General features: G+C 50.0%; 18 protein-coding genes. 13 read left to right on the top strand and 5 right to left on the bottom strand.

Annotated features, from left to right (window positions below):
* The first annotated feature begins 1 nt into the window (after window position 1).
* Window positions 2-544 (top strand): ImmA/IrrE family metallo-endopeptidase, encoded by a 543-nt coding sequence (locus BJJ97_RS05935; protein ID WP_095993364.1) that lies wholly within the window; start codon window positions 2-4, stop codon window positions 542-544.
* Between the two features lie 4 nt (window positions 545-548).
* A complete protein-coding gene (locus BJJ97_RS05940; RefSeq protein WP_095993365.1) occupies window positions 549-1,580 on the top strand; it encodes a beta family protein in 1,032 nt (343 codons plus the stop codon).
* On the opposite strand, the gene BJJ97_RS05945 is transcribed toward BJJ97_RS05940, so the two are convergent.
* Together BJJ97_RS05945 and BJJ97_RS05950 are read right to left on the bottom strand one after the other, a co-directional pair.
* The gene (locus BJJ97_RS05945; protein ID WP_095993366.1) at window positions 1,563-2,189 is read right to left on the bottom strand and encodes a sce7726 family protein; all 627 of its coding nucleotides are present in this window, start codon (window positions 2,187-2,189) and stop codon (window positions 1,563-1,565) included. The genes BJJ97_RS05940 and BJJ97_RS05945 overlap by 18 nt on opposite strands.
* Window positions 2,190-2,288: 99 nt before the next feature.
* Entirely contained in the window at window positions 2,289-2,480 is a 192-nt protein-coding gene (locus tag BJJ97_RS05950; RefSeq protein ID WP_048263132.1) for a toxin-antitoxin system HicB family antitoxin, read from the bottom strand.
* A gap of 130 nt (window positions 2,481-2,610) precedes the next feature.
* Here BJJ97_RS05950 and BJJ97_RS05955 point away from each other — a divergent pair, with 130 nt between their 5' ends.
* The 10 genes from BJJ97_RS05955 (at window position 2,611) to BJJ97_RS06000 (ending at window position 10,680) form a co-directional block, all read left to right on the top strand.
* Window positions 2,611-2,829, top strand: coding sequence for a SymE family type I addiction module toxin (locus BJJ97_RS05955; protein ID WP_095993367.1), 219 nt, complete (start codon window positions 2,611-2,613; stop codon window positions 2,827-2,829).
* A 103-nt stretch (window positions 2,830-2,932) separates the two neighbouring features.
* A complete protein-coding gene (locus BJJ97_RS05960) occupies window positions 2,933-3,349 on the top strand; it encodes a hypothetical protein (protein WP_095993368.1) in 417 nt (138 codons plus the stop codon).
* Between the two features lie 110 nt (window positions 3,350-3,459).
* Window positions 3,460-3,738: a type II toxin-antitoxin system TacA family antitoxin gene (locus tag BJJ97_RS05965; protein WP_125460916.1), complete on the top strand. Its 279-nt coding sequence runs from the start codon at window positions 3,460-3,462 to the stop codon at window positions 3,736-3,738.
* Window positions 3,729-4,211: a GNAT family N-acetyltransferase gene (locus tag BJJ97_RS05970; protein ID WP_095993370.1), complete on the top strand. Its 483-nt coding sequence runs from the start codon at window positions 3,729-3,731 to the stop codon at window positions 4,209-4,211. The genes BJJ97_RS05965 and BJJ97_RS05970 overlap by 10 nt, the downstream gene beginning before the upstream one ends.
* 132 nt (window positions 4,212-4,343) lie before the next feature.
* Window positions 4,344-5,678, top strand: coding sequence for a sn-glycerol-3-phosphate ABC transporter substrate-binding protein UgpB (gene ugpB / locus BJJ97_RS05975; RefSeq protein ID WP_095700951.1), 1,335 nt, complete (start codon window positions 4,344-4,346; stop codon window positions 5,676-5,678).
* Window positions 5,679-5,750: 72 nt separating this feature from the next.
* Window positions 5,751-6,638 carry a sn-glycerol-3-phosphate ABC transporter permease UgpA gene (ugpA, locus tag BJJ97_RS05980; RefSeq protein ID WP_095700950.1) on the top strand — a complete coding sequence of 296 codons (888 nt, stop codon included), beginning with the start codon at window positions 5,751-5,753 and terminating at the stop codon, window positions 6,636-6,638.
* Between the two features lie 25 nt (window positions 6,639-6,663).
* Window positions 6,664-7,509, top strand: a complete 846-nt coding sequence (gene ugpE / locus BJJ97_RS05985) for a sn-glycerol-3-phosphate ABC transporter permease UgpE (protein ID WP_095995326.1) — start codon at window positions 6,664-6,666, stop codon at window positions 7,507-7,509.
* Between the two features lie 198 nt (window positions 7,510-7,707).
* The gene (locus tag BJJ97_RS05990) at window positions 7,708-8,781 is read left to right on the top strand and encodes a sn-glycerol-3-phosphate import ATP-binding protein UgpC (protein WP_095993371.1); all 1,074 of its coding nucleotides are present in this window, start codon (window positions 7,708-7,710) and stop codon (window positions 8,779-8,781) included.
* A complete protein-coding gene (gene ugpQ, locus BJJ97_RS05995; protein WP_095993372.1) occupies window positions 8,781-9,530 on the top strand; it encodes a glycerophosphodiester phosphodiesterase in 750 nt (249 codons plus the stop codon). The genes BJJ97_RS05990 and ugpQ overlap by 1 nt, the downstream gene beginning before the upstream one ends.
* A gap of 193 nt (window positions 9,531-9,723) precedes the next feature.
* The gene (locus tag BJJ97_RS06000; protein ID WP_095993373.1) at window positions 9,724-10,680 is read left to right on the top strand and encodes an AEC family transporter; all 957 of its coding nucleotides are present in this window, start codon (window positions 9,724-9,726) and stop codon (window positions 10,678-10,680) included.
* Between the two features lie 13 nt (window positions 10,681-10,693).
* On the opposite strand, the gene BJJ97_RS06005 is transcribed toward BJJ97_RS06000, so the two are convergent.
* Window positions 10,694-10,990 carry a hypothetical protein gene (locus BJJ97_RS06005; RefSeq protein ID WP_095993374.1) on the bottom strand — a complete coding sequence of 99 codons (297 nt, stop codon included), beginning with the start codon at window positions 10,988-10,990 and terminating at the stop codon, window positions 10,694-10,696.
* A gap of 194 nt (window positions 10,991-11,184) precedes the next feature.
* Between BJJ97_RS06005 and BJJ97_RS06010 the strand changes: the two genes are divergently transcribed.
* A complete protein-coding gene (locus BJJ97_RS06010) occupies window positions 11,185-11,649 on the top strand; it encodes a tRNA (cytidine(34)-2'-O)-methyltransferase (protein ID WP_010308737.1) in 465 nt (154 codons plus the stop codon).
* Window positions 11,650-11,659: 10 nt separating this feature from the next.
* On the opposite strand, the gene BJJ97_RS06015 is transcribed toward BJJ97_RS06010, so the two are convergent.
* Window positions 11,660-12,460, bottom strand: a complete 801-nt coding sequence (locus BJJ97_RS06015; RefSeq protein ID WP_095993375.1) for a DUF3142 domain-containing protein — start codon at window positions 12,458-12,460, stop codon at window positions 11,660-11,662.
* Window positions 12,430-14,604, bottom strand: coding sequence for a PgaA family protein (locus BJJ97_RS06020; RefSeq protein ID WP_095993376.1), 2,175 nt, complete (start codon window positions 14,602-14,604; stop codon window positions 12,430-12,432). The genes BJJ97_RS06015 and BJJ97_RS06020 overlap by 31 nt, the downstream gene beginning before the upstream one ends.
* Between the last annotated feature and the right edge of the window lie 149 nt (window positions 14,605-14,753).

Here is a 14,753-nt window from a genome sequence, read left to right on the forward strand (position 1 = left end):
TATGGCTTTTATGACAAAGAAAATAAAAAGTAAAGATGTTAAAGAAATTCAAGATATAGATTTCACGACAGCGACTGATTTATTGGATTTTGCGTCAAAAAATAATGTAAAAACTCATCCTCTTGATGTTTCTAAACTTACTGCATTACTGGGGATTGTTATGAGGTTAGAGCCAATGGAAGGAGAAAATTCAGGTTCATTGAGGAAAGAAAAAAATGGTGGTTGGGTTATGACTATTAATTCCCTTCATCATCCGCATAGACAAAGATTTACCATAGCGCATGAAATAGGTCACTTTATAAGACACGCAGTCCAAATGGATCTTTTTGTTGATACAGTTTTTTTTAGAAATGAAGAATCAAATAAAATGGAAGTTGAGGCAAATAAATTTGCTGCCGAATTACTTATGCCAGAAAAAGAGTTTACAAGATATATAGAAACAGAATCTAGAAATGTATCAGACATAGCGAATTACTTTCAAGTTTCATCAATGGCTGTTAGAATTAGAGCTCAACAATTAGGCTTCACAGGGCATAACTTATAACGATATGAATAAATATGTTTATTTTCCAGTTATAAAGACTAGGGATGCTGAGTTAAAGGCAATGTCTAAACTCCCTGAGCGTTTTTTTGATAAAATCCTTCCTATATACGAACTCACTAAGTCTAGAAAGGTCAGTATTGCTCCTGACGGTGATATTCATCGTAGGATGAAGTCTATTAGAGAAATACAAGGAGGTAGGCCATTTATTCTTGATCTAACCTCTAGTGATAAATATATTAATGAGCAAATAAGGCAGCTTGTAGATGAGCGTGATGGATATTATGAATGGAGATATTTCATTAATATCTATAGTGATCTAAATATCATACCTATGATTCATATTTATGATGAAGAAGACTTTGATGAAGTCAAAAAATTTGTCTCTGAAATGTCTTCTTCGAAAGAGTTACTAGCAGTTAGATTACCTTTTGATTTAAAAGATCATTCTGTATTTATTGATCCTATTTATAGTAGTTTGAATGACAATAGTAAGGTAATTATTATTATTGATGCTGGCCAAGTGGATGAGAGCATTGCTAGTGATGTTAAGAAAAAAATAAAGATAGCTTGTAATTCCCTAAATAAATTTAATGACAAAATAGAAGGGGTAATTATCACAATGACATCGTTTCCTTCTACACCAGCAGATTATGGCAGTTACAATGAGGGTGAATTCCCTATTTTAGAAGAAGAAATATATAGAGAGATATCGAAAGATATTCCGGTTAAATATGGTGATTATGCATCAATAAATATCCAGCAGATTGAAATTAAAGGAGGTACTTTTGTCCCGAGAATTGATGTTTCATTAGAGTCTAGTTTTATTTATAAACGTAATAAACGCAGTGCTGGTAGTTATGAATTGTGTGCACAGAAAATGTTGGGTGATTTAAGGTACAAGCCTTTGAATATATGGGCTGACCTTGAAATATCGCTGGCAGCGAAAGGAAATCCATCAGGCATTAGCCCATCTTTTTGGATTGCCGTTCGTATGAATTATTTTATGTGCAGTCGTGTATTATTGAGGGAGTCTTGATATTCTCCCTGATGGCATTCTGGTTAATGTTAGCATGTCATCAGGAGTTATTATTTCACCGACTTCGCTCAAAAATAAAGAATATCTATTCTCTAATGACTCCTTTAATTTCTCTCTTGATATTAATCTTATTTCATCAGTTTTACGGTGCTTTGAAATATCTAAGCATAGCTCAAATTTTGATTTAATATTCTTATCAATGGAATTTTTCTTTAAAAAATTCAATGGCAAAGTGCTGGATAAAGATATTTTGCTATGTTTTATGAACTTTCTAGCCTTTCTAATGAAAATCACTGAGCTTTCACTTACTTTTATTATTCCTATGCTTTTACTTATTTTTTTTCTTACGGAGGAAATATTCTCATCGACGCAAACAATGTAGCAATAATCAAAGTACTCTTTATAGTTATCTATTTGATTCGCTAATCTTTCTATTGAGTCGCCAGCACTCTTAATCTCATAAACAGTAGCAATTTTTTCTTCTAATGAGACTATGTCTGCTCTTCTTGAGCCAAAATTAAAACGAACTTCAGAACCCAAAATTAGTTCGTTACTAGAATTTTTTACTAAAAAATCTATTAATTTTAATTTTATAGCTAGCTCTTTCATGTCTACCTAAAGCTTAATGATTGGTATTGTATTATCTATCTGTACTGTTTTTTTGTACAGTTGTTTGTCAGGGTTTTATTATAAAGAATGATTATGTAATCATCCCCTTGGTTCTACACCTTTCTTCTTTAATGCCTCACGTGCGAGATTTTTAAACCAATTCGCTAGGCTGATCCCTTCTTCGGTAGCGGCAGCATCAAGTTGCTCACGTAACGCAGGATCTATTCGCATTTTGAATTGTGGGGATTGTCCGCCACCTTTTGGCTTTTTATCACGCGTCGTGATTGACATGGGGCCACCTATTTATGTATTCTGAATTAATAGGAGGCCACCTTAACACGTGATCACCTAAAGTCAACGCTCCGATGTGCGCTAACACAATCGGAGCGTCTAACCACCACCAACTAGTATGGAGTTGATTATGGCTGAGAGACATTCTACCTCAAGGAAGGGAGTTTCAAGAACCAATCGGCAGGTCATTGTGGGATATCGCCCGCAACAAGGGGATACCAGTACGCCGAAGATTATTCTTTGCGGCAAGTGGCTACGCGACGCAGGCTTTGAAACGGGTCAAAATGTGACAGTAAAGATTGCTGATGGTTGTCTGACGCTGTTGCCTGTGATCGAATCGGATGTGTAAATAAGCCACTGATTCCAGCTTTCGTTGTTATAGAAGCTGGAATCCGCTGACGGCTTTGTTCATGTCGCTTCCACGACTTTCTTCCTGCGAATGTTTTAGATATATGAAAAGAAAAATAAGCATACTGCTAAGTATATCGATCCTGATTGCCTTGCCGCTTATCTATTATTGGCCTGCATTAGTCATTCTGACGGAGGGGAGTTCTCGCTATACGGAACAGGACGCCCGACGATATGAAATGCTTACGGACGATATCATTAAAAATTGCCCGCGCATTTCTCCTGTCTATGATTTTGGCTATGCAACGGTTGATGGCCCTGCGCTGGAAGTCAGCAATATTACGTTTCAAAACACCAATGACGCGACAAACATACGCGGCTATCTAGCGTCGCTTGGTTTTACGCTGAGCTACACAGACTCTACGGGTGAGTATTGGAAGTCTACGGATTCAGATAAAACGATACATATAGGAATCATCAACGATCCTAAAACCGTTATCGTTGATGTCATACGAAAATAGCCCTGAGTAGGGTATGCAGTGCGTTTGAATGTATGGGTGATGTTCCGGTGTGTAGCATTTTTGTACACGTCATGTATAGTTGTATAGAGATTCACTACACAGGCATGATGATGAAACCTGAAACCAAAGAAGCGCCAATCAATATTCGGGCCAAAGCCTCCCAGCGGGACTTGATCGATATGGCTGCAAACCTTGTATCAAAATCACGTACCGATTTTATGCTTGAAGCCGCCTGTCGCGAGGCGCAGGACATCTTGTTGGATCAACGTTTGTTTATTTTGGACAACGAACAGTTTGACGAATTTTTGACCGAGTTGGATGCACCTATCACTGCAGAGCGTCAGGCTCGCATTAACGATCTGATGAGCCGTAAATCTCCATGGGAATAACTGCACCAGAGCCATTATCCTCCGGCCATAATCTTGCTGAATTTTGCAGCCAAGAACCGAGTTTGAATGAATGGCTAAAAAAGAAAGCGCTAAAAAATCATAGTGCAGGGATTTCCCGTGTATATGTTATTTGCACTGAAGGCACCCATCAGGTGATTGGATATTATTGTTTATCAACAGGTAGCGTTCAGAGAAATACAGCGCCTGGTGCATATAGGCGTAATGCCCCCGAATCACTACCAGTCATTGTCCTTGGGCGGCTTGCCATTGATCAGGCGTATTCTGGTAAAGGTTTGGGTGTGGCTTTATTAAAAGACGCGATATTTCGGACTGAGAATATTGCTTTGCAAGTGGGTGTGAGGGCATTAGTCGTTCACGCTCTGGATGAGAACGTGCGCAATTTCTATCTTAAATTCGCTTTTGATCCCTCGCCAGTGCAGCCCCTGATGCTACTCTATCCAATTAAAATTTAGAACTTTCCCTCCTTCCTCTGTAACTTTCCCGTCATCTTCCAGTTATTTTTCTGTCATGCGCTCATGTCATGTTTACCTTCGCATAAAAAACGCCGTGATGATGGCGCATTTAATTGATTGCAGGAGACAGGCATGTTCAACAACACAATTCGTAAAACACATGCTATTCGCACCGCCGCGGCGTGTGTGGCATTAGCGCTGATGAGCGCCAGTGCGCAGGCCGCGACAGAAATTCCTTTCTGGCACTCCATGGAAGGCGAATTAGGGAAAGAAGTTAATTCTCTGGCTGACCGTTTTAACCAAACGCACAGCGATGTAAAAATTGTGCCGGTCTACAAAGGCAACTACGAACAGAATCTGGCTGCCGGGATTGCGGCCTACCGTGCTGGGAATGCGCCCGCCATTTTGCAGGTCTATGAAGTCGGTACGGCGACCATGATGGCAAGTAAAGCCATCAAGCCAGTCTACGAAGTCTTCAAAGATGCTGGCATTAATTTCGATGAGTCGGTGTTTGTACCGACCGTCTCCGGTTATTACACCGATGCGAAGAGCGGCCACCTGCTGTCGCAGCCGTTTAACAGCTCCACGCCGGTGCTGTACTACAACAAAGATGCCTTCAAGAAGGCGGGTTTAGATCCAGAACAGCCGCCGAAAACCTGGCAGCAAATGGCCGAGTACACCGCCAAACTGCGTGCCGCCGGGATGAAGTGCGGTTATGCAAGCGGTTGGCAGGGCTGGATTCAGATTGAAAACTTCAGCGCCTGGCACGGTCTGCCAGTTGCGAGCAAGAATAACGGCTTTGATGGCACCGATGCCGTGTTGGAATTCAACAAACCAACGCAGGTTAAGCACATCCAGCTGTTGCAGGACATGAACAAGAAGGGTGATTTCACCTACTTCGGGCGCAAGGATGAGCCGACTGAGAAATTCTACAACGGCGATTGTGCTATCACTACTGCCTCTTCCGGTTCTCTGGCGAACATTCGTGAACACGCCAAGTTCAACTACGGTGTCGGCATGATGCCGTATGACGCCGATGCGAAAGGCGCGCCGCAGAACGCCATTATCGGCGGAGCTAGCTTGTGGGTCATGGGCGGTAAAGATGCCGCGACCTACAAAGGCGTCGCTGAGTTTATGAAGTTCCTGGCCGAGCCGGAAAATGCCGCTGAATGGCACCAGAAAACCGGTTACCTGCCAATCACCACTGCGGCGTACGAGCTGACGCAGAAGCAGGGCTTCTACGAGAAAAATCCTGGTGCGGATATCGCCACGCGTCAGATGCTGAACAAGCCACCGTTGCCGTTCACCAAAGGTCTGCGTTTGGGCAACATGCCGCAGATTCGTACCGTTGTGGATGAGGAATTAGAAAGCGTATGGACAAATAAGAAGACGCCACAACAGGCGTTGGATAGCGCAGTAGAACGCGGTAACGCGCTGCTGCGTCGCTTTGAGCAATCGACGAAGTAATACGCTTCTGTTGAGCAATATCGGGCCGAAGGGAATCGGCCTGTTTCTTTTCTGTTTGCAATGAGTTACCGCATGACATCATCCCGCCCCGTTTTTCGCAGCAGCTGGTTGCCCTACGTGCTGGTGTTGCCCCAACTGCTGATTACCGTAATTTTCTTTATCTGGCCTGCCGGTCAGGCGCTGTGGTATTCGGTGCAGAATCTCGATCCGTTTGGATTATCCAGCGAATTTGTCGGCATGGAAAACTTCAGACAGCTGCTTAATAACCCTTACTACCTTGATTCGTTTTACACCACGCTGATATTCAGCTTCTTGGTGGCAGGGTTTGGCATGCTGATTTCACTCTTTCTGGCCGCGCTGGTGGACTATGTGATCCGTGCTAGCCGCCTGTATCAGACGCTGATCATCCTGCCGTATGCCGTGGCCCCCGCCGTTGCTGCCGTACTGTGGATGTTCCTGTTTAACCCCGGTCTGGGGCTGATCACCCACTTTCTCGGGCTGCTGGGCTATACGTGGAACCACGCACAGCACAGCGGTCAGGCGATGTTTTTAGTTGTACTGGCATCGGTCTGGAAACAGATTAGCTATAACTTCCTGTTCTTCCTCGCGGCGCTGCAATCGATCCCCCGTTCGCTGGTGGAAGCGGGCGCGATTGATGGTGCTGGCCCCGTGCGGCGCTTCTTCAATCTGGTGCTGCCGATGATCTCACCGGTGAGCTTCTTCCTGCTGGTGGTCAATCTGGTATACGCCTTTTTCGATACCTTCCCGATTATCGATGCCGCGACGGCCGGTGGGCCAGTGCAGTCGACAACCACGCTGATCTACAAGATTTATCGCGAGGGTTTCGCAGGGCTGGATCTGTCCAGTTCGGCAGCGCAGTCGGTAGTACTGATGCTACTGGTTATCGGGTTGACCGTGATTCAGTTCCGTTTTGTTGAGCGGAAGGTGAATTACCAATGAAGATGAATCTACAAGGTCAATGGCAATGATTGAGAATCGTCGCGGGTTAGATATTTTCAGCCACGTCATGCTGATCGTCGGCATTCTCGCCGTACTGTTTCCGCTGTACGTGGGGTTTGTGGCCGCCACGCTGGATAATCAGGAAGTCTTTCAGGCACCGATGACGCTTATCCCCGGTTCTCACCTGTGGGAAAATCTGCGTTATATCTGGCTGCACGGTGCGGGCAACAACACCACGCCGTTCGGACTGATGCTGCTTAACAGCTTCGTGATGGCGCTGGCGATTACGATAGGCAAAATTACCGTATCGATCCTGTCCGCTTACGCCATCGTCTATTTCCGTTTTCCGCTGCGCAACCTGTTCTTCTGGATGATTTTCCTGACGCTGATGTTGCCGGTGGAAGTACGTATTTTCCCGACGGTGGAAGTGATCGCACGGCTGGACATTATGGACAGCTACACCGGTTTAACGCTGCCGCTGATGGCCTCGGCGACCGCCACTTTCCTGTTTCGCCAGTTCTTTATGACGCTGCCGGATGAATTGATGGAAGCGGCGCGTATCGACGGTGCCAGTCCGATGCGTTTCTTCTTCGACATGGTGTTACCGCTGTCGAAGACCAATCTGGCGGCGCTGTTCGTGATCACGTTCATCTACGGCTGGAACCAGTATCTGTGGCCGCTGCTGATTGTCAGCGATGCCAGTCTGGGCACCGCAGTTGCTGGGATTAAAAGCATGATTGCCTCCGGCGATGGGGCGACTCAGTGGAATCAGGTGATGGCCGCGATGCTGCTGACCATGCTGCCGCCGCTGCTGGTCGTGTTACTGATGCAGCGCTGGTTCGTTCGCGGTCTGGTCGACAGCGAAAAATAAATAGGTCATACCGTTGGTAAACCTCTTCATAGAATGAGAACGGTGATAATGGGATAGAAGAGTAAAGCGTTTGCGCCATGGATGGCGCAATCCGAGCGTACAGGGATGTATTCACAGCGTCTTTACGATCTACCCATTATCACCGCACCGCTCGTCAGGTTTAGCAGCGATTTATCGAGACGAATTTCGGAAACGCTTATGGCATGTTTAAAACTTCAGGCCGTCACCAAGTCTTACGATGGCAAAACACAGATTATCCAACCTATCGATCTGGACGTCGCTGACGGTGAGTTCGTCGTGATGGTCGGGCCTTCAGGCTGTGGTAAATCGACGCTGCTGCGTATGGTGGCAGGCCTCGAACGCACCACCAGCGGTGATATCTATATTGATAACGAGCGAGTTACCAATCTGGAACCGAAAGATCGCGGTATTGCGATGGTGTTCCAGAACTATGCGCTTTATCCCCACATGAACGTGTTCGACAACATGGCTTACGGTCTGAAAATCCGTGGCTTCGGTAAGGCGCAGATCCGTGAGCGCGTGGAAGATGCAGCGCGAATTCTGGAACTGATGCCGCTGTTGCAACGCAAACCGCGTGAGCTATCGGGCGGCCAACGTCAGCGCGTAGCGATGGGGCGGGCGATTGTGCGTGAACCGGCGGTATTCCTGTTTGACGAACCGTTGTCGAATCTGGATGCCAAACTGCGCGTACAGATGCGGCTCGAATTACAACAGTTGCACCAACGCCTGAAAACCACCAGCCTGTACGTCACGCACGATCAGGTTGAAGCTATGACGCTGGCGCAGCGCGTCATCGTCATGAACAAAGGGATCGCTGAGCAAATCGGTGCACCGGCTGATATTTATCGCCGCCCGGCATCGCTGTTTGTAGCCAGCTTTATTGGCTCACCGGCCATGAACCTGTGGTCAGGTCGCATTAGCGATGACGGCTGCCGCTTTGAAATCGATGGCGACATCGCGCTGGCGCTGCCTGAACCGAAGCCGCAATGGCGCGGTAAAGCATTGACGCTGGGGGTTCGACCAGAGCATATTCAGCTGGCGACGAGTGAAACTGGCGGTATCCCGTTGCAGATTTCAACACTCGAACTGCTGGGCGCGGACAATTTAGCGCACGGCAAGTGGGGCGGGCAGAATGTGATCGCGCGTCTCTCTTATGAGCACTGCCCCGCGATCGGTTCAACGCTCTGGCTACACTTACCGACGTCATCATGGCACCTGTTTGATTCGCAAAGCGGATTACGGATGGAATAATGGAAACAATCTGGCCTTACCCGAGCATTGTCGCCCATCGCGGCGGCGGTTCACTGGCACCGGAAAACACGCTGGCGGCGATTGATGTCGGTGCCAGCCTCGGTCACAAGATGATCGAATTTGACGCCAAGCTGTCGCAGGACGGCCAGATTTTCCTCTTACACGACGATACGCTTGAACGCACCAGCAACGGCTGGGGCATTGCAGGAGAACTGCCGTGGGACAAGCTGGTCGGGCTGGATGTCGGCGGCTGGTACGGCCATAAATTTGTCGGCGAACGCCTGCCTCTGCTATCGGAAGTGGCAAAACGCTGCGTGCAGTACGGCATGGCGGCCAACATCGAAATTAAACCCACCACCGGATATGAAACAGAAACCGGACGGGTGATTGCGCTGGCAGCGCGTCAGCTGTGGGCCGAACATCCGGCAGCACCGCTGCTGTCATCGTTCTCTATCGAAGCCCTGGAATCGGCGCAGCAGGCGGCGCCGGAACTGCCGCGCGGGCTGCTGCTGGATGAGTGGGAAGAGGACTGGCTGGCATTAACGCAGCGTCTGGGGTGTGTGTCCATCCATCTGAATCACAAACTGCTGACGGCAGAACGCGTCGCGGCGCTGAAAGCGGCGGGTTTGCGCATTCTGGTTTATACCGTCAACCAACCTGATCGCGCGCAAACTTTGCTGGATTGGGGCGTTGACTGTATCTGTACTGACCGGATAGATTTAATTGGGGCTAACTTCGCGACCGGCTGAGGTTTGCCTTATACCCGTCATACTTCAAGCTGCTTGTGCGTTGGCTGCCTTTGCTCGCCCCAGTCACTTACCTGAGTAAGCTCCTGGGGATTCCCGCAGTTGCCGCCTTCACGCAACTCGAATTATTTAGGGTATATCTCCGTAATAACGGATCCCCTTTCTGACTTGGTGCCGGTAATAAGGAAGTGGCGTCATGCCCGCATTTATTGTTTCGCTTTGGCACCAGATTTTTCTGTCGTTACCCCTCTTTGTTCTTATCGCGCTCGGCTATAGCCTGATTCGCTACGGTAAATGGCCGACGACTGTGACCGACGGCATGACGCGCTTTGTCTTCTCCGTCGCTATGCCCGCCATGCTGTTCCGCCTGATGTCGGATTTTTCCAAACGTCCGGTGGTGGATGCTCGGCTGCTGATTGCCTTTTTCGGCGGCTGCCTGCTGGTGTTTGTTCTGGGCCGAATCGTGGCGCGCAAAATCTTTCATCTTGATGGCGTCTCCGGTTCGCTGTTTGCGCTGAGCGGCATCTTTTCCAACAACGTGATGCTGGGGCTACCGATTGCCACGCTGATGCTGGGCGAAGAGGCGATTCCGTCGGTCGCGCTGGTGGTGGTATTCAACGGGCTGATTCTGTGGACGCTGGTGACGGTATCGGTGGAATGGGCGCGTAACGGGGCGCTGTCGCTACAGGGCTTTACTAAAACCGCGCTGGGCGTGCTGAGGAATCCGCTGATTATCGGCATTCTGTCCGGGACCTTATTCAGCCTGACGGGCCTGCCGCTGCCGTCGTATGTCGATCAGCCGCTTGCCATGCTGGGGCAGATTGCCGCGCCGCTGTCGCTGGTGGCACTGGGAATGGGGCTGGCGGAATACCGCGTGCGTGACGGCTGGCAGATCAGCACGGCGATTTGCGTGATCAAACTGTTGGTACAGCCGCTGGTGATCTGGGGAATTGCTATCGCGCTCGGCCTGCCGGAAATGGAAACGCGAGCGGTCGTGCTGCTGGGGTCGATGGCGGTGGGCGTCAACGTCTATCTGATGTCGCGCCAGTTTGATGTCTTGGGCGGCCCGGTGGCATCAAGTCTGCTGTTATCAACGGCGATGGCGGCATTAACCACGCCGTTGATTTTAACGCTGATGGGTGTGCGGCTATAAGGCCGCAGTAGCCTCAGGGATTCTGCTTAATCGGTGGCGGCGGTGTGGTTCTCTGTGAACGCTGTAGATCCTGCTGTAGCTGCTGCTGGCGTTGTTGCTGCAATTGCTGATTACGCTGCTGGAGCTGCTGATTCAACTGCTGTTGCTGCAATTTTTGGTTCTGCTGCATATTTTGCTGCAACTGTTTCTGGCTGCTGATGCCGTTCTCAAACTGCTGCTGGGGCGTGGGCGCTTGCGGCGTGTTGGCGCTTGCCAGAAGCGGCAGGCCGAGCAGCACAGCACAGGCCAATAATGCCTTAAGGTGTTTCATTAAACCTCCACACAGGCTGTATGCCCGCATCGTGTTTTCATCAGCACATTATCCTGATGTATTCACTTAAGTGTAATCGCTGTGGATGAAAACGTCGTGCAGAGTAATCCGCAATCCTGTGCACAGGTTTTGGGTTGCCCTGTGGGAATGCGTTATACTGCGGCGTAATTTTTCTTCGTGGTTGACGCTATCTCATGTTCCATATCGCGCTCTATGAGCCTCAAATTGCACCGAACACCGGCAATATTATCCGACTGGCGGCCAACAACGGCTGTACGCTTCATTTGATTGAACCGCTAGGGTTTGATTTTGAAGAGAAAAAGCTGCGCCGCGCGGGGCTGGATTATCACGATCTAGCGAACGTCAGCCGTCATAAAAACTATCAGGATTTTCTGGCTGCGGTTCCCGGAAAACGTATCTTCGCGTGTACCACCAAAGGCAGTCGTCCCTACGATCAGCCGACCTATCAGCCCGATGATGTACTGCTGTTTGGATCGGAAACGTCCGGTCTGCCAGACGAGATTCGCAACGGCTTTGAGTCAGATTTCCGTATCCGCATTCCCATGCAGTCTAATAACCGCAGCCTGAATCTGTCGAATGCGGTGGCGATCATCAGCTATGAAGCCTGGCGGCAAAATGGTTTCGGCGGTTGCCTGTAGCTGTTGCTTGCTACAGCCTGCCGTTGGCGGATTTTTTCAGTGGCGGATTCACTAGAAACACCACTTCCCCGCGATAATACGGTGAAGTGGCAAGGCGCTGCTGCCACTGCGGTTCCCACTTACCGTGTTGTACCAGCCCGACCCGGAAAGGCAGGGTCAGCTTCATCAGCGCGGGCAGGTACTCGGCGTAGTTGGTAATGGTACTGCGCCCCTGATAAGTCTGCACCACCACTTCATCCAGCTTGCCCTGTAAGCGGTTCAACGCCGCAACATCACCGGTTTTCGACCAATCGAGCAGCCCCGTAATACTGAGCTGACAATCTTCGGGTAAACGCTCGCGTAATTGCGCCAGAAACGCGACATAGCCTGCCAACTGATAGCTTTTCGCGTCAAAATCGATCTGAATTCCAGCAACTTGATTCCCCTGACGCTGCCATTTTTCCCGTAACTTTACTATCCGATTCAGATGGCGATCGGAAAGCTCCAGCGTGGTCATGCGGAAGGCCAGCCAGACGCGGTTAACGCGCACCTGGCTGGGTGGGATCCCCTGACGCAGGAATACGACTTTACCTTGTCGGCGCGCCACTTCACCCTGATGCAGGTACAGCGTCTGTGCCTGATGCAGGATGGGCTGGGGCCGCACCGCCGCCCATAGCCAGAAGTCCTGATAGCGCGTCGCGTCGACGATGGGATGCGCCGCGTTGGCGGTTGAAGGTGCAACGTTAACGGAAGCGGCCTGCGTACAGAATGAAAGCAGGCCGGCCAGCACGATTAACGGCGTTACCAGTAATAATCGAGCTTGTCTGCCCACACGCTGCCTTTGTACTTGGTCTTCAGTTGGGTAAACCAGGCTTTGCGGGTTGCCTTGCTGATGTCCTGCGGACCACAGTCGTTATAGCCGCTTGGCGCATAGCAGTTAACCGCGCGATACAGGGCATAGGTTTTGTCTTCCGGCGGCGCTTTCGGGTCGGCAATCACCCGCATATACCCATCCAAACGGTTATATTCGGTGCCGACGAACTGCGTTGGCACGTTGGTGAGTCCGCTCAACATGCTGCCTTCTCCCCAGTCGAAGCCCACGCTGTTGTTGGTGCGCAGGAAAAACTCGCCGAGGCAGTTAATCGAACGGGCGTCATTAGGGCGTTGATTCAGCGTCGTGACCACGTCATTCAGCGCTGGACACTGATAGTCTTCTTCGGTGTCGCTGCCATCCCAGTCAAATGCTGTTAAATCTTCCTGATTCCAGCTTTGATTTTCGCTGCTGACCAGCGGCGCAATGTCTTTCCTCAACTGAACATCTTTGAGATAGCTGGCGTAATCACCGTGGGTCAGCGACTTGGTTAACAGCGTATGCAGTGCGATAGCACGTTCTTCATGGGTTTGCTGCGGGCCCGTTTGCTGACGCAACAGATCGGCGTTGGCGCTAATTTTCAGCACGGCGGAACGGAAACGCAGGTTTTTCACTGGGCTGTCGGCGGCAAAGATCCGCTCTGGATGACCGGCCTTGACCAGCGTTTCCGCCAGCGCCAGTTGCAGGAACTGATTTTGCGTGTACCCCATATTGCGCGTTAACAGCTGACGCCAATGCGCTTCCGCCTCATCCCAGCGCTCCAGACGCACCAGCGCCCGACCGCGTAAGACTTGCAGGCTGAAACGTACGGTATCGGTCAGATCGTTCGCCTGTGTCGCGGGAACGCTGTTAACCACGGCGGCGTAATCTTTTTGGCCATAAAACAGCTGCGCGGCCTGAAGGTAGCTGAACGCATCCTGCATGTTGTCTTGCGCAAACAGCGGCTTCTGCGCGGCCAGCTCGTCAGCGGATAAGGCGGGTAATGCCAGCCAGCCGTCATCTGAACGCAAGCGCTTGAGATCTTGCACCATCGTCAATGGCGGGCTGCCCGGCGCGCTGGTGAACTGCCGATTTTCCAGTAGCTTATTGTCGATCTCGTCGCTCAATTCAAGGAGTGCTTCGACGTCAGCGGTGTTGTCCAGCTCGTGTTGGTACGTTGTCGCTAAGGCATTCACATCGTCCATAATCCAGTAAGCGCGGCGGTACAGCCCGTTAGCGGACTCGATGTATTGCCCATCTGGATATTGTTTCAGATAGTCGCCAATATGCTGAATAGCCAGCTGTGCAGCCGCTTTATCGGCTTTGCTGGCATCAAACATGTTGTATTCATCGAGAGCATTTTCCATCGCTTTATTGATCGCTACGCGAATCAACATATAGCGCGACGTTTCCGCGACCCACGGCTGCGGTGAAGACGTTAACGCCTGAAAGTCGCTTTCCGCCTCATCGAAGTGGCCCTGATAAAACGCCAGCGCCGCGAACAGATATTGAGTGAGCGCACCGGCATGTCCTTCGTCCGGCAGACTTGCAAGACCTTCGTTTAGCGCCTCTTTGGTATACTGCGGGTTGAGGAGATTCACCCGCTGATGTGCCAGCAGCGTGCGCTGTTCATTGGTGAGCTGTGTGTCAGCCAGCAGGACGTCGAAAAATGCTTCCAGCGTGGAAAGCTCATTGGAAATATGGCGTCCTTCGTTATCGTCAGGCGAAAACGTGGAGATCGTGCCCTGAACGGCTAAAGGAAGGTTAAGCTGCTTCGCTTTATTCAGCGTTGAAAGGTAAGGCGCATCTGCCGTGACATCCTCTCCTGAGTCAGGAGTCGGAACCCCTTCCGTGGCGGCAATCCCCATAACCCGGTAGGCCGTAAAAGGGTCGATGCGTGAACGTGTTTGATCGGGTAAAGGATGGGGTAACGGAAGCGACATGCTGTGGAGACGGCTTTGCAGCAGCATCAGGTTAGCACGTGTGTCGTTGCCCGGCTGCAAATAGGGCAGGGCGGACATGCCACATTCCGAGTCGGAAAAGCCGCACACTCCATCGCTGGAACTGAATGCCTGACTGCTCATTAACGCGGTCAGTACGCCAGCCAGCAGCGTTACTCCTTTCATGGTTTGTATCCTTCATTCAACACGGGTCTTGCCTGTTTTCGGCATGAGTGGCGATCACTCTACGCAATCGCCTAAAAAACTCAATCCAGTATAACCTTGAGAAGATAAACAGAAAGTGACAGGTGCCCATGTCGGGCACCTGATAGCGT

The sequence above is a fragment of the Pectobacterium polaris genome (genome assembly GCF_002307355.1).
Classification (GTDB): domain Bacteria; phylum Pseudomonadota; class Gammaproteobacteria; order Enterobacterales; family Enterobacteriaceae; genus Pectobacterium; species Pectobacterium polare.